The 19,338-nt window shown below is 67.7% G+C and carries 13 protein-coding genes and 1 pseudogene; 7 read left to right on the top strand and 7 right to left on the bottom strand.

The features are described 5' to 3' along the window. Window positions 1-120 precede the first annotated feature (120 nt). Window positions 121-627 carry a sigma-70 family RNA polymerase sigma factor gene (locus E0H73_RS45380; protein ID WP_202867941.1) on the bottom strand — a complete coding sequence of 169 codons (507 nt, stop codon included), beginning with the start codon at window positions 625-627 and terminating at the stop codon, window positions 121-123. A 396-nt stretch (window positions 628-1,023) separates the two neighbouring features. Between E0H73_RS45380 and E0H73_RS45375 the strand changes: the two genes are divergently transcribed. Together E0H73_RS45375 and E0H73_RS45370 are read left to right on the top strand one after the other, a co-directional pair. Continuing rightward, a complete protein-coding gene (locus E0H73_RS45375; protein WP_131367501.1) occupies window positions 1,024-1,626 on the top strand; it encodes a uracil-DNA glycosylase family protein in 603 nt (200 codons plus the stop codon). 66 nt (window positions 1,627-1,692) lie between these two features. Beyond that, window positions 1,693-2,691, top strand: a complete 999-nt coding sequence (locus E0H73_RS45370) for a GNAT family N-acetyltransferase (protein ID WP_131367499.1) — start codon at window positions 1,693-1,695, stop codon at window positions 2,689-2,691. Here E0H73_RS45370 and E0H73_RS45365 read toward each other — a convergent pair. The 3 genes from E0H73_RS45365 to E0H73_RS45355 form a co-directional block, all read right to left on the bottom strand. Next, on the bottom strand, window positions 2,688-3,884 hold the full coding sequence (locus tag E0H73_RS45365; protein ID WP_202867940.1) for an MFS transporter: 1,197 nt from the start codon (window positions 3,882-3,884) through the stop codon (window positions 2,688-2,690). The genes E0H73_RS45370 and E0H73_RS45365 overlap by 4 nt on opposite strands. 130 nt (window positions 3,885-4,014) lie before the next feature. After that, window positions 4,015-4,467, bottom strand: coding sequence for a nuclear transport factor 2 family protein (locus E0H73_RS45360; protein ID WP_202867939.1), 453 nt, complete (start codon window positions 4,465-4,467; stop codon window positions 4,015-4,017). Window positions 4,468-4,577: 110 nt separating this feature from the next. Further along, window positions 4,578-5,105 (bottom strand): AAA family ATPase, encoded by a 528-nt coding sequence (locus tag E0H73_RS45355; RefSeq protein WP_202867938.1) that lies wholly within the window; start codon window positions 5,103-5,105, stop codon window positions 4,578-4,580. Between the two features lie 130 nt (window positions 5,106-5,235). On the opposite strand from E0H73_RS45355, the gene E0H73_RS45350 reads away from it, so the two are divergent. After that, entirely contained in the window at window positions 5,236-6,225 is a 990-nt protein-coding gene (locus E0H73_RS45350) for an acyltransferase domain-containing protein (protein WP_131367497.1), read from the top strand. Between the two features lie 9 nt (window positions 6,226-6,234). Here the strand turns inward: E0H73_RS45350 and E0H73_RS45345 are convergent, their stop codons facing one another. Beyond that, entirely contained in the window at window positions 6,235-7,224 is a 990-nt protein-coding gene (locus E0H73_RS45345; RefSeq protein ID WP_131367495.1) for a hypothetical protein, read from the bottom strand. Beyond that, window positions 7,221-11,918 (bottom strand): ATP-binding cassette domain-containing protein, encoded by a 4,698-nt coding sequence (locus E0H73_RS45340; protein WP_131367494.1) that lies wholly within the window; start codon window positions 11,916-11,918, stop codon window positions 7,221-7,223. The genes E0H73_RS45345 and E0H73_RS45340 overlap by 4 nt, the downstream gene beginning before the upstream one ends. Before the next feature lie 114 nt (window positions 11,919-12,032). Here E0H73_RS45340 and E0H73_RS45335 point away from each other — a divergent pair, with 114 nt between their 5' ends. After that, window positions 12,033-12,530 (top strand): hypothetical protein, encoded by a 498-nt coding sequence (locus tag E0H73_RS45335; protein WP_131367492.1) that lies wholly within the window; start codon window positions 12,033-12,035, stop codon window positions 12,528-12,530. Between the two features lie 23 nt (window positions 12,531-12,553). Here E0H73_RS45335 and E0H73_RS45330 read toward each other — a convergent pair whose 3' ends face one another. Continuing rightward, window positions 12,554-13,879, bottom strand: coding sequence for an alpha/beta hydrolase (locus E0H73_RS45330; protein ID WP_202867937.1), 1,326 nt, complete (start codon window positions 13,877-13,879; stop codon window positions 12,554-12,556). A gap of 212 nt (window positions 13,880-14,091) precedes the next feature. On the opposite strand from E0H73_RS45330, the gene E0H73_RS46435 reads away from it, so the two are divergent. The 3 genes and pseudogenes from E0H73_RS46435 to E0H73_RS45315 all read left to right on the top strand — a co-directional run bounded on the left by E0H73_RS46435 (window position 14,092) and on the right by E0H73_RS45315 (window position 19,153). Continuing rightward, window positions 14,092-14,319: a cation transporter gene (locus tag E0H73_RS46435; RefSeq protein ID WP_165556178.1), complete on the top strand. Its 228-nt coding sequence runs from the start codon at window positions 14,092-14,094 to the stop codon at window positions 14,317-14,319. A 99-nt stretch (window positions 14,320-14,418) separates the two neighbouring features. Then, window positions 14,419-15,876 (top strand): annotated as a pseudogene (locus tag E0H73_RS45320) (MFS transporter). Between the two features lie 112 nt (window positions 15,877-15,988). Continuing rightward, window positions 15,989-19,153 (top strand): AfsR/SARP family transcriptional regulator, encoded by a 3,165-nt coding sequence (locus E0H73_RS45315; protein ID WP_131367488.1) that lies wholly within the window; start codon window positions 15,989-15,991, stop codon window positions 19,151-19,153. Window positions 19,154-19,338 lie beyond the last annotated feature (185 nt).

Raw genomic sequence — 19,338 nt, 5'->3', positions numbered from 1 at the left:
CCTGCCCGACGCCACCCTCGTGCCACTGGACTCAGGCCACTTCGCCCTCCAGGACTGCCTTCCCGACATCGCTGCCGGCATCAACACCTTCTACGACCAGAACGTCAAGAAGGTCCGGACTCAGCCGAGCTTCGCTCCCGGAAGGTAGCCGGCGTCGACAAGTGCGGTTCTCAACTTCCGGCGTGCGTCGAACATCACCTTGTAGATCGCGTTGTGCGTCGCACCCAGCTGGTCTGCCACGTCGTCGGTCGGCATCCCGTTCAGCAGAGCAACGAAGACGAACCGTTGCTTCGCGGTCAGCTTCTCGTCGACGGCACGGTGCACGGCATCCAGCAGATCTCGTCTCTCGACGTGAGTCTCGGGCTCGAGCCCACCTGCTGCCGGTAGACGGTCCCAGTCGTCCTCGTCGAACGCGACGCTGGCGCCGGCGCGCTGCCAGAAGTGGCGACTGACCTTGGCGGTGACATCGAACATCACGAACTTGTACGCCCACGTGGTGAACTTGCAGTCGCCGCGGAAGGTTTGAATCTTGCCACAGATCGCCAGCAGAGCGTCGGCGGCGGCCTGGTGCGCAATGTCGTCCAACTCGGGGCCGGCCAGCCGCAGCCGTGACGCCCGCCGCGCCACCTCCGCTCTCGCTCCCCGGAGGAGAACTTCATGCAGCCGACGACTGGCTGCCTCACCACAAGGGCCACCGACACTGAGGTCGTGAACCCAGGCACGGTTCTCTCTCGCGACCTCCGTGGAGACTCGCGGCTGCGAGCAGGGCCCGGAAGCATCGTCGTCCACAGGATCTCCCGCGATCGGTGAAGTAGTAGTCCATATGGACGATATAGTCCAATACGACATGAAGCCAATCCGCTGGATGTGTGGTGTAGTACATTGCAGACAGCCACGTTTCAGTTCGTGGGCCTGCGGTGACCCTGCGTCCACACTGATCTGTATCGTCCTCTTCTGATGCCCTGCTGACGTGAGGGACGAGGTGCCGGCGCACGAACGTCGTACTACGATCAGAATGAGAGAATGGATCGGGCAGCCGTGGACGAACTCACCGCGATTCACGAGGAACTGACTCACGACCCGGCCAATGCCTGGGCGACCGAACGCGGGCACGAACCTCTCTACACCGCGTCGCCACGGTCCCGGATCGTGATCATCGGCCAAGCACCCGGCCAGCGCGCGCAGGACAGCCAGATCCCTTGGAATGATCCGAGCGGAGTCAAGCTGCGGGCGTGGCTCGGTGTCACCGAGGAGCAGTTCTACGACCCGGACACGGTCGCGCTACTTCCGATGGACTTCTACTATCCGGGCAAAGGTGCGCACGGCGACCTTCCCCCACGACCTGACTTCGCGCCCACCTGGCACCCGCGCATCCTGAAGCAACTCACGCAACTGCGCCTCACGATCCTGATCGGAAGCTACGCACAGAAGCACTACCTCGAAGGTGCCGCCAAGCGGACCTTGACCGAGACGGTACGCGCCTACCGTGAGTACGTGCCTGAGCGGATTCCCCTGGTTCACCCCTCGCCGCTGAACTTCCGCTGGCAGGCCAGGAATCCATGGTTCGAGGCAGAGGTGATTCCAGCGCTCAGGCTGCTCGTCCAGGCAGCGATCTCAGGGACGTAAGAACCTCCCCGGCCGGCGGCACTGAATCACAATACGGTCACCCTGGCGTGCAAGGAGCTCTGCCACATGACGATCCTGATGGACGACCACAACGGCCAGATTCTCGTCGTCGAAGACGCAGACCTGCGCTACTACGAGCTTCGGCTCGATTCAGCGGTGGTCGGCACGCTGGACTTCCGGGACGTCGAGGGTCGCAGGGTCCTCGGGTTGACCGAGATCCGCCCTGACCGTCGTGGCCGCGGGCTGGCAACGATGTTGATTCGGGTCGTTCTCGACGACCTGCTGAGGCAAGGGATTCGGATCAGCAACTACTGTCCCGCGGTCGACAGATTCCTCCGGACGCACCCGGATTACTACGTGGTGGTCGACCCCGCAAGGCCAGGGATGACCGACAGCCGGACGCTGCACCAGGCGGGTCCAGCTGAATCCGCGTTGGACGCCGCGATGCGCTCAGAACATGCGAGGCTGCGCGATCTGGTCGACGAGTCCCGAGCCGGCGCGACTCCGCTCACACACCGGCGACATGAGGCCGACATGTTCTCGGCCTACGCAGCACAGCATCTGGCCGCGACGACGGAGCTCCTCCTCAGCCACGCCGGCCGTTCGCCCGCCGGCGACGTAGCCGCCTACCTGGGCAACATCAAGCAGCTCGAGAAGTCTCTCCGCGTGCTCAAAGGACGCGAGTACGGCGACAGCCGCTACCTCCATCTCGGACTTGGCGAAGTGTGGGACGTCGTGATGCGGCTGCTGTCAGAACACGAGGAACTCGAGAGTCGGATGACGGCCCGAATCGCGGATGAGTTCGATCAGGGCATCGTCAAGTCCCTGGCGGAAGAGCTGCTCCTGAAGCAGGACAAGTCGCCGACGCGTAGCCATCCGTCGTCGCCGCACGTGGGTGCCATCGGCAACCTCACCCGCCGGCTCTGGCGCATCGCCGACAGCACGGCAGACGACCTGGAAGGTCGCCTCGTTCCGGCGCGCTATCACCGCAACCCCAAGCGTGATTCCTCGTTCTCCCATTACCTTCGCGGCACCCCGATCGATGGCGACGACTCGGCGACCTAGTCTGACGTCTGCGGGTTGCGCGCAGTGATGACAGTGAACACGGTGGCGACGAGGGCAAGTGCGCCGTACCCGAGGGTGATCTGTGGCAGCGAGAAGCCGTTGGACAGTAGGCCGGAGATGAGGCTGGGGAAGGCGGCACCGCTGTACGAGAGCAGGTAGATCGCGGTGAAGACCGGTGCCCGGTCGGCCAGGATGCTGCCGTGCAGCAGACCGCGCGTGGTGGCACTGATGGCGATGCCTTGGCTGGCGCCCGCGACGATGGTTGCGGTGATGAACAGCACGAGTGTGCCGGAGGCGATCGCTGTGACGATGCCGATCATTCCGGCCAGGAAGGCGATCATGCCGATGCGTTGGGCTGCCGCGGGTGTGAACCGGCCGCCGAGGGGAGCGCCGAGAACGCTCGGAGCCATATAGGCGGCGAACACCAGTCCGAGGACGAGCGGACTGTGGGTGTGGAGTTGATCGTCGACCAGCGCGGGTACGAAGGCTTGGTAGAAGGCCCCGGTCGCCCAGGTGGACAGGAGCACTGCGGCCGCGACAGGGAGCAGATGCCTGACCCGGGCCGGAACGCGGACGCTGGGTCGCAGTGATCGCCAAGCACCCGGTGTCGGAGTTGCGGTTTCCGGGCTGATGGCGATGAGCGCGGCCGACACAAGCAGGAGGCCGACGGCAACCAGGTAGATGAGTTCGCGTGGCCAGGGCCCGAACTGGACCAGGGCGCCCGAGGCGATAGCGCCGACGGTGAGGCCGAGCATTGGAGTCTGGCTGGAGGCGACGGAGGCCAGCCAGGCCGGCCGGGATGGTGCGGCGTCGACGATGTAGGAGGTGAGGCTGCTGCTGGCCAACCCTGCACCGACGCCCATCAAGAGTCGACCGGTGAGCAGGGTGCCGATGGTGTGCACATTCAACAAGAGGAGACAGCCCAGCAGGAGCAGTCCCAGGCTGGCGATCGCCGTACGCCGTCGGCCCAGGTGATTGGACACTCGTCCCAGCACCAGCAGTGCGGCGATGGTGCCGACGGAGTAGGCGACGACCGCCAGCGAGACGCCGGCGTTGGTGAACCCGTCTTCGGCCCGGTAGGTGTTGTACAGCGGGACCGGCGCGGCGTTCGCGGCGAACGCGGCCATCAGGGAGATCACCGCGGAGAGGAATGCCAGCCGGAGCGTTCTGCGCCGCCGAGCCAGGTTGATCACTGGAGCCACGTTGTGCATCGAGCCTTGCCCTTCTTTTGTCCTGAACCACCTACCTCCACGGCGCGCAGCTACGTCGGAGTAGCCGCCCTTGTGGGGCGGCTACACCGGTGTCGGTTGCGCTGGGGACGGCTTAGGTGCCCGGAGCGATCGCGCAGGCGGAGACGCAGACCCAGGTGCCCTCACGCTTCTGGTACGCGTCCGTGTACAGGGCTTCTTGCTCGGCTCCATCGGCGATCATGGTGTAGTTGCTGCGGCCGTGGATCAGGGCGACGTCACTGAGGATGCGGATCTTCACGTCGTGGACAGCGAGATCCTTGAAGGGGCGCGGCTTGGCGATGTACTCGAGGAACTCGGCCCGGTTGCGGGTGACGCCCGGCGTCTGCACGACGAAGTCTTCGGCGAGGAGCTCGCTGAAGCGCTGGACATCGTTGAACTGGTCGGACCGGACGTAGTCGTTGTTGAGCTGCTCGAGGATCGCCAGGTCGTCGGTGGACTGCATGTTGTGGTTGATCTCGTGTTCCTTCGCTGTGGTTCGGCGTTCGCCGCCGGCAAGTTGCCGCGCCGGCAGGCGAGGTTGTCCCACCTGATTGGCGTCGAACCATCGGCCCGTCTTACCTCGCGTGCGGGGGTCTGTGGTGGAAGGAGTGTCGGCGGTGTGGTCACGCCGAAGAGTCTCGAACTGGAGCGCGTGGGTCAGTGGATGCGACGGAGGATGTCGTCAACGACGGACTCGAGCGGTGCGGTGGCGTCGATCGGGCATCCCTGGGCGATGCCTTCCTTCGTGTGGTGCAGGCGCATGATGATCTCTCGTTCCTCTTGCCGTCCACCCCAGTCGGTGGGGTCAACGGCCACACGCTCGTCGATCCGGCGCATCACGGTGTCAAGGTCGACGACTTCGAGGATGAAAACCCCGTCCAGAAGGTCGATGAACTCCGAAGAATTCCTGCAACCACCGCAGAAGAACGTCACCGCCTCGTCCTGGCCGGCGATCAAGGACTTGACCTTCGCTACATCCCAGACGGGCGGTAGGTGACTGTCGGAGGCGACGTCACTCGTGGCTGGATCCGGTGTGGCGCGGAGTTCCCTGTCGCCATGAATCGCCTGATAGCCCCGTCGCTGGAGTTCGTCGCAGACCGTGGTTTTGCCGGTGCCGGAACCGCCGTCGATCAGATAGTTTCTCAAGCCCATTGGTAGGAGTCTCCTGTACGTCCACGTCAGCACAGGACCCTATCGATGCCTCTGACCGATCGCACGCCAATAAGGCGGACCCACGCGGCTCCCGCCCAGGTCGCGGACCTCTGATCGATTAGGGTCCGACTGCTGGCATTCGTGGCGCAGGGCGGAGGGTGCGATGAATCTCGGTGTCGAGGAGGTCGGCGCGTTCCTCGGGGACGATCCAGACCTGACGACGTGGCTGGGGGAGTTGGAGCGAGCCGGTGAGCCTCGCGACGAGCTCGACGTACCCGCGCCCGAGACCGGACTGACGCTCCTGCTTCGACTCGGCGTACCGGCGCAGGACGCGGCCGAGATCGTCGGTGGGTTGTCCGAGCTGCAGCGCAATCCCACCCTGTCCTGGCTGGTACGACGTTGTGCTCAGCGGACCGTCGCAGATATGGGCGGATTTCGGCCGGGTGGATCGTGGCCGGCTTTGCCGGACGGCTGGGGTCGCTACTTCTACGTCTACGTCTTTCTCGCAGTTCTTCCGTCTGTCCGCGCGTACCACGAAGAACGTGGCATCCCTGACGACATCTCCTGGGCGACGCTGGCGGCGCTTGGCAATGCCGTGGAGTCCCATCGGCAACGGCTCGGCACCGGCGGGCTCGACGCGCCGTTCTGGATCGACCTGCATTTCCGCGGCGGCATCTATCTGCTTGGCCGGTTGGGGTTCAACCGCGGCGACCTGGGTTTCCTTGCCCCGGCGGTGCAGGCCGCCGGACTTCCGTTCGACGAGTCCGATCCGGCGCTGGGTGTGCACGCTGCCCCGACCGGACCCTTGGATCCGGCCGCCTGCGACGCTTCCTTCCGCCTTGCGGGCGAGTTCTTTGCCCGGCATTTCCCCGAGGAGACGTACCGGCTCGCGCGATGTGGATCGTGGATCCTCGACGAGCAGCTCGCCGAATACCTGCCGGCCGACTCCAACATCATCCGCTTCCAACGCCGCTTCCACCTGGTACCCGAGACGCGGGACGGCGACGCCGACATCCTGTCCCGGATCTTCCAGGCTTCACCCGATACCGACCTTGCGACCCTTCCCCGCCGGACGACTCTCCAGCGAGCCGTGATCGATCACCTGCGCGCAGGCCGGCACTGGAAGATCGGCTTCGGCTGGCTCGAACTCTGATGGATCGGGTCAGTAGCGGCGCCGGCTGCGGCGGGAGGAGGTGAACGTGGCGGGCTCCTCGTTGCCGATCCAGTCGCCGTCCCTGAGGCGTCGAAGGCTGTTCTCGATGTCCAGCGACAGCCAGCCGGCGAGCTGCGGATGGGCGGGGTGTTGCCACAATCCGTACGGCCCGCGCAGCGTCTCGAGGTAGTCGACGAGGTCATGCACCCGGCGGTCCTCTGCGGAGACGCCGCAACGGGAGACGAGGTCGAGCAGGAAAGCGAGGTCGTGGGTGGCGTAGAACGTCACCTGTCCCATCGCTCGTTCGAGCCCGACCAGACGGGACACCTCCCAACCGAGAGTCGACGCGTCCCGGGTCTCGCGGGCGAGGAGATGGTCGACGCCGATGCGGGCGACATCGGATCGCCGGCGCTCAGGATGCAGCGCCAGGCACGCAACGGCGCCGGTCGTCGCCGATCGGCAACCGAGCCCGCGGGGCAGCCGGCGGTACTCCTTCTCCGGCGGCGTCGGGCGGCCTTCCTCCCCGAGGTCGGCTTTCGGTCCGGCCGGCCAGGACCCGTCCTGGAGGCGAACGGCTAGGAGCCACTCATAGGCACGCTCGGCCCGGGGATCAGTGGCGAACCCGGCCGCGGCGATCCCGCGCAGCGGTACGACGGTGTGCATGGTGATGAAGCGAGCACCCTCGATCGGGCCAGGGCCGGTAGGCGGAATCGACCACGAGCCATCCGGTTGTTGGCTGTCGAAGATCTTCTCGACCGCGGCCGCCATCGCAGGCCCGCGGTAGCCGAGATAGGCCAGCTGACACAGCAGATAGCCCGCGGCATAGGGCTGGGCCGCCTCCAGGCGCCCGACCAGTACGCCGATCTCCACACTCCGATCGATCTCCGTACGCCACGCGATGACCTCGGCGTCCGCGTCGTCGGCGCCTGCCAATTCGCGGGCGGCCCGCCACCGCAGCGACGGGGACGGATCTCCGAGCAGCAAGGTGCCGAGGTTCATGGCAGCACCTCGGCAAGATGGGGCGCGGTGGCGGTGCCGGCTTCGGCGAGAGCGTCGGGTGGGCCCTCGAAGACGATCCGGCCGCCGTCGGGTCCCGCGCCCGGCCCGAGCTCGATGAGCCAGTCGCAGGCGGCGAGGAAGGCCGGATCGTGCTCCACGACCAACACGCTGTTGCCGGCGGCAATGAGTGTGTCGAGCGTGCGGACCAGTACTGCGACGTCGGTGGCCTGGAGGCCGACGGTGGGTTCGTCGAGGATGTACAGGGCGGTCGCCTTCGTCGTACGGGCGAACTCCTTGGCAAGCTTGAGCCGCTGCGCTTCGCCGCCCGACAGGCTCCAGCCCGGCTGGCGTACGACGAGGTAGCCGAGCCCGAGTGCGACCGCGGCCCCGCCCACCCGGCGCACCGCGTCGATGTCGCCCCACTCGTCGACCACTTCGGCGATGGTGAGGGCTTCGATGTCGGCGAGGCTCCGGCCCCGGTGGAGCAGCGTGGCGGCCTCGCGGCGATACCCGGATCCGCCACAGGCATCGCAGGTCTGCGGCACCGACGGCAGGAACGACATGTCCTGTTGCCACGCCCCTTTTCCCTTGCAGGCGTCGCACTGATACGTCAGGTCCTTGATCGTGATGCCCTGCTCCACGGCCGCCTCACTCGCGGCGAACTGCTTGCGCAGGGCACCGATCAACCCGAGGAACATCCCCGGTGAGGTGATCTCGGCCCGGGACTGGTCGGCCACGACCGTTCGCTGGGGCGCTCCGGAGATGGCGTCGTGCTCGCCGGGCCGGACGCGGATCACGCCGCTGCCGGGAATGTTGGTCTTCGGCGGGGTCAGGCCCAGCGCGATGGTGTCGACGACGAGCGTCGACTTCCCCGATCCGGACATCCCGCAGACGCCGACCAGTACACCGAGGGGTACGCGGACGTCGAGTCCGTCCAGGTTGTTCTCCCGCGCTCGGGTGATCTGCATCCAACCCGTCGGCTCCCGGCGTGCATCGCGGTACGTCGTCGGAACCCGTCCATCCAGAACCGCTCGCGTCACCGACTGCGGGCTGTCCAGCTCGACCACGCGACCACCAGTTCGCCCCGGACCGGGGCCGATCTCGATCACGTCGTCCGCCGCGCGGATGATGATCGGGTCGTGCTCGACGGCGATGACAGTGTTGCCTGCGGCCCGCAACTCGGTCAGCGTCCGGGCCAGGGCGGTCACCTCCGAGGGGTGCAGACCCCGTGAGGGTTCGTCCAGCAGGACCGTCATCCCGACCAGACCGTCGCCCAGCACCGAGGCCAGCTTGACGCGCTGCGCCTCACCGGCCGACAGCGTCCACGTCGACCGGTTGAGCTGGAGATAGCCCAGCCCGACGGCACGGAGGAAGCCGAGCCGACGCAGTACGACGCTCCGGGCCTCCGCCGCTTGCTGGTCGTCGGGCCCGTCCATCGAGGTCAGGACGGTCTCCAGGTCGGCGAACGAGGTCGAGAAGAGCTCATCCCGTCCGCGTCCCTGGAGGCGGATCGCCAGGTACGGCGTACGCAGCCGCCGGCCGGCGCACTCCCGGCACGGGAACTCGGTCGACTCGTTGCCCCCGACATCGTTCGCAGCCCACGCGTTCAACCCGCGCCAGAACGCGTCGCCGTACAGCACTGCGTGTTGAGCCTCGTCACTCAACGCCTTCCAGGGGGTGCGGTCGAAGTCGAACCGGTAGCGCTCGGCCAGCGACCGCATCGGCGGCTCCTCGCCGCGGGTGGTGCCGAACCAGGCCAGACTGCCGCCGAAGACGCCGCCGTAGATGGGCACATCCGGGTCCACAATCAGTGTGGGGAAGTCGAACTCGCGCTCGACTCCGAGTCCCAGGCACTGCGGACAGGCCGACACCGGTGACCCGACCAGATGACGCGGCTCGATCGGCACCGCACTGGTCCCGCAGTCGTCACAGCTCCACGCTGCCTCCGGCTTCGGCGACGTGCGGCGTACTGTGTCGCGACCGCAGGCAAGGCACGTGCGGACACCTGCCCGGGCGATGATCACGGCCAACAGACGGTCGAGATCGCTGGACCGACCGACGGTCACCCGGTTGGCATCCCAGACGTAGAATCCCGGCCCGCGCCCGTCGAACCTCGAGCCGGACGGGTCGGTACTCATCGTCGGGCCCAGGCCGGTCAGTGAGTCGACCGGAGCCTCTGGGCCCTCCCGGACCGACTGCCGCTCGTAGACCGACAGGCACTCCAGCAGCCGCCTGGTCGCCTCCGACTCGAGGATGTCGCCGACCAAGGACGACTTGCCCGAACCCGAGACGCCGGTGACGACGGTGAACCGGTCCTTGGCGAAGTCGACGTCGACTCCCTGCAGGTTGTGGGCGCGGGCGCCGCGGACGCGGATGGCATCGCTGGATCGTCGGTCGGTGCGCGGCTTGGTGCGAGGCCGCACCTTCGGCTGCTTCTCGGCAACGGGCGGCCCGCAGTGCTGCAGCCGTCCACCATGGGGACCACCGCCCGGGCCCAGATCGATGCGCCAGTCCGCGGCGGCGATCACGTCCGGCTGGTGTTCGACCACGACCACCGTGCAGCCGTTGTCCGTCAGCCGGTCGAGCACCGCCAGCAATCGATCGAGGTCGCCAGGGTGCAGACCTGTGGTTGGCTCGTCGAGCAGCACCAGGTCGCCGGACCGCGCCTTGGCCACCTCGCGGGCCAGCCGCACGCGCTGGGCTTCCCCACCCGAGAGGCTCGGAGATGGCTGCCCGAGCGTCAGGTAGCCCAGCCCAACCTCCTGCAGTGAGCCCAGGATGCGGGTCACCGACGGGTGTTCGGCGAACATCGCTGCGGCCTCGTCAACACTCAGCGCCAGTACGTCGGCGATCGATCGATCCGCCCAGGTCGCTTCGAGGACCTCGGGTCGGTAGCGCTGACCGTCGCAGGCCTCGCACCGAACCCAGATCGGCGCCAGATAGCTCAGGCCGATCGCCACCGATCCCATCCCCTCGCAGTCCGGACACGCGCCCTCGGCCCGGTTGAAGGTGAACTCCGATGCGGAGCGTCCGGTCTCGTTCGCGAAGACGTCACGGATCCGGTCGAGCACCTTGGTGTACGTCGCTGGATTCGACCGTGGATTGTTGCCCAGCGGTGCCTGGTCCACCGCACGAGCCCGGGTCACCGGCGCGGCGAACGCCGTACACCCGATCGGGCCACGCTTGCGCAACGACGCCAGCAACACGTCGTGGGACAGGGTGGTCTTGCCTGCTCCTGATGGCCCGGTGATCACTGTCAACGATCCGAGCGGGATCTCGCAGTCGACGGCGCGGAGGTTGCGCAGGCTCGCCCCGGTGACGCGGATCCGGTCATCGGAAACCGGACGTCGTGATGTCTGCCGGCGAGCGCCGGCGGAGAAGCCGATGCCCGACGCCGTTTTGGCGCGCCACAGGTCCGCAGGCGGACCTTGGAACACCAGTTGTCCGCCGGAGCCGCCACCGCCGGGGCCGATCTCCACGACGTCGTCGGCCATGGCAACGGCCAAGGGGTCGTGTTCGACCATCAGCACCGGGCCGGGCAGAGCGGCAATGGCGTGGAGCAGTCGGCTGAGATCGCTGTGATGCAAGCCGATGGTCGGCTCGTCGAGGACGTGCAGCAGGTCTTCGAGACGCCCCGAGAGCACGACCGCGAGCCGGGTACGTTGCGCCTCACCGCGCGACAGCGTCGGCATCGATCGGTCGAGGGCGAGGTAGCCGAGGCCCAACTCCTGCAGCGGACGCAGGCGTCTCTCCAACTCCTCTTGGATCCGTCGCGCGCGCAGCGGGAGCTGCTGTACGAAGTCGAGGACCTCGGTCACCGATCGGCCGATCAATTCCTGGAAGGTGAGGCCGGCGATGCGGTGTGACGAGGTGTCGTTGTCACTCTTGAACGCCGAGGGGGAGAGTGGCCGGACCCAGGCGCCGCATCGGGGGCAGATCGGCGCACGTAGTACCGGCGTACCACTGAGCAACACCTCGGGTCTGCCCAACGCATCGGCCTGCTCCAGAGTGGCCCGAACCTCGGCGGCCGAGACGCCTGGCTGAAGGGTGGCTACTCGTACAACGATGTCGTGAGGCTGCGCGGGGTCGAGGTGATTCGCCGAGCCTCCGTCGACGGTGACCTGGGCGAACTGGTCTCGTACGCCGGCCAGCAGGCGGGCGTGACTTCCGACCAGCCCTCGGACGATCGCGACCTCGACGTCGAGCCCGTCGTTGCGAGCGAGCAGATCCAGTGCGGTCGTGAGGCGCTCCTCGGCGGACAGCGCCCGGACCGGCACGTCGCAGTGCGGGCATTCGACCTCGGCGAACCGTGAGTACAGGATCCGCAGGAACGGATGCAGCCCGACCGACGTCGCCACGGTCGAGGCCGGGTTCCGGTTGAGGACGTTCTGGGCGACGGCCACCGCCGGACCCAGACCCTCGATCCGCCGGACCCTCGCAGCGGGAACCCGCGCTCTGTTTCCACCGAGCGCCAGCGACTCGACGAACCGCCGACGCGCCTCGGCGTACACCACGTCGAACGCCAACGACGACTTCCCCGACCCCGACACCCCAACGACCGCGGTCAACCCCGGCCCGAACGACACCTCAACATCCCGCAAATTGTGCTCAGCCGCCCCCAGCACCTCGAGGAACCGCCCGTTCCGAGCACGCGCACGCCCAACCGCACCGTCACCCACGACTCGGCGATCCACCCCGCCATACTCGCAGCTTCCCGGGTCCGGCCGCTTCCGGAGCTGGTGGCCCGCACCGCCTGGGCCTAACCGTCAACCACTGGTTCCTGCTCTATTCCTGCCTAGCATCCAGTTGTGGCGGCTGCAGACGACCCCAAAACGAGCGGTGCGCAAGAGTGGGTGCCGTTGGACGTGACGGGCGACGCCAGGTACTCGGAGGAGCGCGCTCGAGTTCGCGCCAAGCTCAAGCATCTGCAGGCGTACGACGGGGGCATGCTGTGGGATCCATCGACGTCAACGCTGACGATCCAGATGACGACGGAGGACGCCCTCCAGCAAGCACGACTCCTCCTGCTGGTGACGAGCCCGACGTGGCTGCGCCTGATGTTCGTACAGGTTCAGTACTCCGCCCTGGAACTGGAGGAACTCGCCGCCCGACTCCTCGAGCATCAGACCGCCTGGGCCGGCGCCTCGGGCATCAGCGGCGGCGTCGACCACCGCGCCAACCGGCTGTGCCTGCTGGTCGACCGCAACCACGAACACGCCGAAACCCTGATCCAAGCCATCAGCCACCTGAACGACCCAAGAATCACCCTCGAGCTCTACACCTCCACCGGAACCACCATCCGGTAGAGGGTCTCGCCGGACTCCGTGGTCTAGGGGCCCTTCAGTGGTTCGTCGGTGCGGAGGGAGACGAGGACGTCGTGGATGGCGTGGGTTACTGCGGGGGTGTGGGCTGGGTCGTCGATGAAGGCGATGTGGGTTGCGCCCGGCTCGACGCGGTGGAGGCTGTTGGTTGACAGGGTGGCCGATTCGTTCTGGGCCTCCATCCATCCCTCGGAGTTTCCGACTGCGGCGGTCAGGACGATCAGGGGTTTCGCGTCGAAGGTGCGCAGTGTTCCTGCCTGGGCCGCGGATCGGCTCGCGACGCCGTACTCGTCGATCGTGCCGCTCATCTCCTTCCCGGTGGCGGCGGTTGTGCGTGCGTCGTCTCGGTACGTCGGCGGTAGGTCCGAGTAGTTGATCGAGGAGAGAAGGCGCCCGACCCCTACCCGAGAGGTGGTTGCGATCAGCGAGGACAGATGCTTCGAGACGCTGTAGGAACCGGCCTGCGGTGGGGGCGCGGGGGTGGTCTTGGCGGTGGTGGAGTCGATCAGGACGAGACCGGCGACCTCGTCGGGGTACTTCGCGGCGTACGTCCGCACGTACAGGCCGCCGAAGGAGTGACCAGCCAGTACGTACGGCCCCGGAACGGAGGCGCGCTGCAGCAGCTCGTGGAGATCGGTCGCGATCTGGGCGGCATCGGGTGGAGTCGCGGCGGGATCACTCCAGCCACGCCCGGCCCGGTCGTACACACACACTCTGCTGTCGCGGGCCACGGCGGGTGCGATCAAGCCCATCGAGGCCGCGGAGCCGCCGGCGCCGGGCTCGAGGATGACGGTCGGACTGCCTGAGCCGGTGCATTCCAGATGGAGCCGGTACGGGCCGACGTCGACGAGCTGGCCGCGCATGGCGACCGTAGGCCCGGTCGCGCGGCTGATCGTCTCGTACGCTCCGCCGAGGGCGAGGATCACCAGAACGATCAACACCGGGTTCAGCAACCACACCCTGGTCCGGCTGTGCAGGTCGCGCCGGGCGCGGGTCCAGACCCAGACCACCAAGACCAACAGAGCTGGCGGCCAGACCCATCCCAGCGCATCCACCACGGAGTCCGGGGCCACGAGCACCAGCACCCCGGACAGCACCATGAAGATCGCCGGCGCCACCGCCCAGCGTTGTGGTTGATCGGTGAACCGCCCGGACAGAACCGCCATCAGCGCCCACCCGAGACCAAAGCCGAACAGCACCATCGCGGTAGCGAAGTCCACATCCACCGTGCCAACCGGCAGGAACGCGAGGATCACCGCAGCCGCGAGACCAGCGGCCAGCGATCCGGCCACGACTTTGCCGATCTGCCTTGCGGGACGAGCCGTGTCTTGCATGATCATTCCCTCCCCGGTAGTCACTGGACCCGACCGTCAGGCCCCCCAGACCAGGGTCTGTCCCTGCTGTCTCGATGCTCAAGCGCCGGCCTTGCCGCGCACTGTCCGGATGCTGTCGGGAAGAGGGGTGGCGGTCGCGCCGGACAGCGGTTGGACATCGCTGGATCGCACCGTGGAGTGTCAGCGAATCTCCACTGGAAGGTGTGGATGCCATGCGGCACCTGAGCTTGTTCGTCGGCGGGATGGACTGCCGCCGTTGCGTACGAGAGGTCACGGCACGACTTCGCGATGTCCCCGGCGTGGAAACCGTAGTCGCCGACGTCAGCCGCTCCCTGATTCGGCTCAGCGGCACGATGGCGGCCGGCGACGTACTGGCCGCGTTCGCCGGGTCGACGTACGCCGTACGGCTTCTCGATGATCCAACGCCGGTCGAGCTGTAGCCGGCGTCGACAGGATCGGGACAGCGCGAAGACAGGGCCGTTCGTGACGCTCGTCGGCACAGCCACCGTCGGCTGATCGTCACGAGAGAAGGGCACACCATGTCTTCCACCACACCATCTGCGGTGAGGCCGAGTCGCCGGCGTTGGCTGGCGTTGGGGCTCATCGCCGCGGCTCAGTTCATGGTCATCATGGACACGTCGATCATCGGCGTCGCCTTGCCGCGGATCCAGCAAGACCTCGGCTTCACGCCCCAGGACCTGAGCTGGGTCTTCAACGCGTACGTCGTTGCCTTCGGCGGATTGTTGCTGCTCGGCGGACGCTTGTCCGACCTGTTCGGTGCGCGCCGGATCTTCGGGCTGGGCTGGGCGATCCTCGCGGCCGGCTCGCTGGTGGCCGGATTCGCGGGCAATGTCGCCGTCGAGCTCGCAGGGCGAGCGGTCCAGGGAGCTGGATCGGCACTCATCGCGCCGGCCGCACTGACTCTGCTGTTCACGATCTTCGGAGCGACTCCCAAGGAGCTGACCAAGGCGCTCGCCCTGTACGGCGCGGCCGCTCCGGCGGGTGGTACCGCGGGCGTCTTTCTCGGCGGCGTCCTGACGCAGTACGCCAGTTGGCCGTGAGTCTTCTTCATCAACGTGCCGCTCGCGGTCGTGGTCCTGCTGCTTCATCGGTCCGCGATGCCGGAGGGTCTGACCCAGCGCGGCTCTGTTGACCTGGCCGGCGCTGCGATCGTCACGGCGGGCGTTGCCGCGATCGTGTTCGCCGTCGTACGCGCACCGGAGTCGGGCTGGACCTCCGCTTCGACGGTGCTGGTCGGCATCGGCGGGGTTGCCCTGTTGACGCTGTTCGTCACTCTCCAGGCCCGTCAGCGGCGTCCGTTGGTGCGCCTCGGGATCTTCAAGGCGCCGAATCTGGCCGCGTCGAACGCCGCCCAGTTCCTGCTCGCGGCTGCGTGGATTCCGATGTTCTTCTTCGTCAACCTCTACTTGCAGCAGGTGCTGGGGCTCGGAGCCTTCGCCAGCGGCGCGGCGCTGCTTCCGCTCACCGTCACCATCATGGTCGGCATGATCACGGCCGCGCCGAAGCTCATCGGCCGCTTCGGTCCGAAGACCATGACCGTGGCCGGGCTGGCCACGTTGGCGGCGGGGCTCGTCTGGCTGTCGTTCATCAGTGCCGACGGTAGCTTCGCGGTCGACGTACTGCCGGCGACGCTGGTCACCGCGGCCGGGATGGCGATGGCGTTCATCCCGTCGCTCGGCATGGCGTTGTCGGCCGTCGCACCGGAGGAGGGCGGTCTCGCCTCAGGGATCGTGAACACCAACTACCAGGTGGGTTCGGCGTTGGGCTTGGCCGCGATGACCGCGGTCGCAGCCGCCTTCGGTGCTGACCAAGCCGGTGACGCCGCCGCATTGACCAGCGGGTTCTCGGCCGGGCTGATCGGCGCCGCGGGGATCGCCGCGGTCGGCGCGCTGCTCGCCGCCGCGTGGCTGAAGTCACCCAAGCCGCAGACCCAGGCGCCGACCGGCGAGCGGTCGGCAACCGTCGCCACGCACTGACCCCTGCCGGGTCGGCTCAGCCTCATCGTCGGGCCGAGCCGACCCGGTACGCACCGTTGCCGGGCTCCGGGCAGTCAGGAAGGATGATCAGGAGCGGGGGAGGGGGAGTGATGTGAACGACGTGCGTTTCGGCCTGCTCGGTCCCATGGAGATGACCGTCGGCGGCCAGGCGGTGACGCTGCCCGGTACCGCCGAGCGCGCACTGCTGGTGCAGCTGCTCCTCTCGCCCGGCCGCACGATCCCGGCAACTCTGTTGATCGACCGTCTGTGGTCCGAGTCGTCGCTTCCGATGGACCCGATGAACGCCCTGCAGATCCGGGTGTCCAAGCTGCGACGCGCCCTCAAGAGCATCGGCATCCCCGAAGTCGTGACACGGGAAGGTGTCGGTTACCGCGCGAACGTCGACCCCGCGGTGGTGGACGCCGTGGACTTCGACGCCCGCATCCGGACCGCGCGTGCGAACGCCAACGCCGCCGGGTCCGACTACGACGTCGATCATCTGCAGGCGTACGACGATGCGCTGGCACTGTGGCGAGCAGAACCTCTGTCGGACTTCAACACCCAGCACTGGGCGCTGGCCGAGGCAGGCCGCCTCACCGAGCTCAGGCTGGCAGCCCTCACCGAACGAGCGCAGATCGCCCTCGTCCTCGGTCGGCATCATGAAGTTGCCGCCGACCTCGAACCGCTCGTCGCCAACGCCCCGACCCTGGAGTCCTTGGCCGGCCTGCTGATGGTGGCGCTGTACCGCAGCGGCCGGCAGGCCGACGCGCTCGATGTGTACACCCGGACACGCGAGGCTCTCGACGACGAGCTCGGTCTCGAACCATCGGTGTCCCTTCGTTCCTTGCACGAGCGGGTACTCCGTCAAGACGAGTCGCTCGGCGGCCAACCTGAACTCTCTCCACCGGCACCCATCTCCACGTCAGCCCAACGGCAGCGTGCACAGGGCGACCGCGCGGCCCCGACGAACCTGCCGGCCGTCGTCCGGCCTTTGATCGGTCGCGATGCCCAACTCGACGCACTGACCGAGCTGCTGGGCGGCGTACGCCTGATATCGCTGATCGGACCCGGTGGAGCCGGCAAGACTTCGTTGGCGTTGGCAACCGCCGTACGCACAGCCGGTTCCTTTCCAGACGGTGCGATCGGCGTGCGTTTGGGGTCTGTCACCGCACCCGACCAAGTCCCCCTCGCCGTCGCCGACGCTCTCGGCGTACCGCTGGACGGCGCGGCGGCGGACAGGGACGTGCACGAACGGCTGATCGCCTACCTGGCACGGCGCCGGATGCTGCTGCTCGTCGACAACTGCGAACACGTCATCGACGCGGCCGCCGAGCTCATCGACGAAGTCCTCGGACGCTGCCCCGGGGTCACCGTGCTCGCCACGAGTCGCGAGGCTCTCGCCGTACCAGATGAGGTCCAGGTGGCCGTCGTACCGCTGGAGACGGCGCCCGAGGGGACGATCGCGTCGCGCATCCTCGCGTACCCGGCGTCACAGCTTTTCGTCGAGCGTGCGCGTGCCGTGCGACCGGGAGCCGTGTTCGCTGCCGACGATCTCGTGGCGATCGGTCGCATCGGCCGTGCACTCGACGGCATCCCGCTTGCGCTCGAGCTCGCCGCGGCACGTACGTCGTCGATGTCGGCCATGGAGATCTCGGACCGACTCGACCAACGGTTCTCCCTTCTGACCTCCGGCGCGCGTACTGCCGAGGCCCGGCAACAGACGCTGAAGGCAACTGTCGACTGGAGCTACGCGCTGCTCAGCAAGCCCGAGCAGCGTGCGTTCTGTCGGCTCTCGGTGTTCCACGGCGGCTGGACCCTCACCGCGGCCGAGGCCGTCGTCAGCGACGACACCACACCGGGCGGGGAAGTCCTCGACACGATGGGCCGGCTCGTCGAACGGTCGATGGTCGTGGCTGAGCCTGGGCCGACGACGCGGTACCGGATGCTGGAGACGCTGCGCCAGTACGCCGCTGAACGCCTGGCTGCCGCGGACGATCACGAGACGCTGGAGCGGCGGCACGCGCTGTACTACCGCGACTTTGCGCAGGAGGCGGAGATGGCGCTCCGCGGACCAGGGCAGCGAGCCGCCCTCAAACGGCTGCGTGATGACCAGCCGAACATCCGGGCTGCCCTCGCATGGCTCGGCCGGTCCGGAGACGTGGACTCCGCACTCAACATGGCCGGCGCTCTGGGTCTGTTCTGGCACCTGGGCCGCCATCTCGAAGGGCGCGAGGTGCTGGCCCGGCTGCTCGCCTCGGACCGCGGTACGCCGGCTGCGCGGGCACGGGCGCTCCAAGCGGTCTCGCTGGTCGAACGTCCCCGTGCCTGCCTCGTGCATCCGAGCCCACTGTGCGCAGAGACGGCGCAGGAGAGCCTCGCAATCTTCGAGCAGGTCGGCGACGTATCGCGCGCGGCCTTGTCTCGGGTACTGCTCGCGGTCGAGGGCGTCACCGGCGCGCATCGCGAGCGGTCCGACCAGTTGCTCCGCGAGGCGCAGGACCAGTTCGCCGCGGACGGCGATCTCTGGGGTGAAGCCGTAATCGGCTTCGTGCGCATGGAGACCGCACTGAAGAGCGGTGACGAGAAGAACGCCGAACCGATCGGCCGCGCGACAGCCGCAGCCTTCAGACAACTCGACGACCCGTGGGGCCTTTCGGCGATCCTGTACCACCTCGGCTGGGGGCTGCGACAGTTCGGGCGATATCAGGACGGCGCGCACGTGCTGGAGGAGGCCATCGACGTCGCCGCCGGCGCGGGGCTCTACAACACAGTCCAATGGGCCCTCGCCGACCTCGGTGTCGCGCGGCTGAACCTCGGTGAGGTCGACACTGCCCAGAAGCTGTTCGACCAGGCTGGTGCCGCGTCCGAGCACATCGGCGACGGCGCCGGGACGATCCTCGCCGCCTACGGCTACGGGCTGCTCGCCCAGCTCCGCGCCGACTGGCCCGAGGCCCGTGCCCGCTTCCAGGAGGCCGAACTCGGCTTCCGAACCATCGGTACGCCGGTCCCCGAAGGTCTAGCGCTGGCGGGTCTAGCCCGCTGCGACGAGGCCGAAGGGAACACCGCAGCCGCACACGACCGCTACGAAAAGCTCCTCAACACCGGCCGCCACGTCGGCGAACCCGGCCTGACAGCAAGCGCGCTCGAGGGCCTGGCCCGACTAGAAGGGAAGCCGGCCAAAGCCCAGAACCTACTCGCCGAAGCTACAGCCCTACGCCAAAGCTCCGCCAGACCAGCCCCACCCCACGAACGCACCACCGTCCCCGCAGACACGTGAACTGGACCAAGGTCCCGCCGCATCAGGACCATGCCGGCGACCGGACTGCGTAGTTCGCGAGGCTTGGCCGCGCGGTCTTGACGTTCTGGTCGTAGAAGGTGTTGATGCCGGCGGCGATGTCGGGAAGGCAGTCCTGGAGGGCGAAGTGGCCTGAGTTCAGTGGCACGAGGGTGGCGTCGGGCAGA

It is taken from the genome of Kribbella pittospori, from assembly GCF_004331465.1.
Classification (GTDB): Bacteria; Actinomycetota; Actinomycetes; order Propionibacteriales; family Kribbellaceae; genus Kribbella; species Kribbella pittospori.
The sequence above is the reverse complement of the archived record's forward strand: the minus strand, read 5'-3'. Positions and strand labels throughout refer to the sequence as shown.

Excerpts from the sequence above, each read along its gene's own strand:
- E0H73_RS45375 (WP_131367501.1), top strand. The coding sequence starts at position 1,024 with ATGGATCGGGCAGCCGTGGACGAACTCACCGCGATTCACGAGGAACTG.
- E0H73_RS45370 (WP_131367499.1), top strand. The coding sequence starts at position 1,693 with ATGACGATCCTGATGGACGACCACAACGGCCAGATTCTCGTCGTCGAA.
- E0H73_RS45350 (WP_131367497.1), top strand. The coding sequence starts at position 5,236 with ATGAATCTCGGTGTCGAGGAGGTCGGCGCGTTCCTCGGGGACGATCCA.
- E0H73_RS45345 (WP_131367495.1), bottom strand. The coding sequence starts at position 7,224 with ATGAACCTCGGCACCTTGCTGCTCGGAGATCCGTCCCCGTCGCTGCGG.
- E0H73_RS45330 (WP_202867937.1), bottom strand. The coding sequence starts at position 13,879 with ATGCAAGACACGGCTCGTCCCGCAAGGCAGATCGGCAAAGTCGTGGCC.
- E0H73_RS46435 (WP_165556178.1), top strand. The coding sequence starts at position 14,092 with ATGCGGCACCTGAGCTTGTTCGTCGGCGGGATGGACTGCCGCCGTTGC.